Annotated in this window: 1 protein-coding gene; it reads right to left on the reverse strand. The window is 73.7% G+C overall.

Features of this window, described 5'->3' with window-relative positions:
• Positions 1-335 (reverse strand): O-methyltransferase (locus tag IF47_RS28440; RefSeq protein ID WP_031511716.1); only part of this gene is annotated, 335 nt, incomplete at both ends.

Genomic DNA, 335 nt, shown 5'->3' on the forward strand with positions numbered 1-335 from the left:
TGCCCACCACGTCCGAGGCCGTGCTGCCGGAGTCGGTCACGCGGCCGCCGCGGACGACGTTGTCGAGGACGATCAGGCTGCCCGTGCTGGTGAGCTTCACGGCCCAGTCGACGTAGTGCGGGTTGTTGGCCTTGTCGGCGTCGATGAAGACCAGGTCGAACGGGGGCGGGTTCTCGTCGGCCAGCTTGGGCAGCGACTCCAGGGCCGGGCCGACCCGTACCTCGACCAGCTTGTCCAGACCGGCGCGGGCGATGTTGCGGACGGGGGCCTCCGGGGGGACCCGGGCGGGCTCCCCGTGAGGGCGGGTTGCCGCCCCGGCGGTCGACGGGGGGGGG

It is taken from the genome of Streptomyces megasporus, assembly GCF_000718985.1.
GTDB lineage: Bacteria > Actinomycetota > Actinomycetes > Streptomycetales > Streptomycetaceae > Streptomyces > Streptomyces megasporus.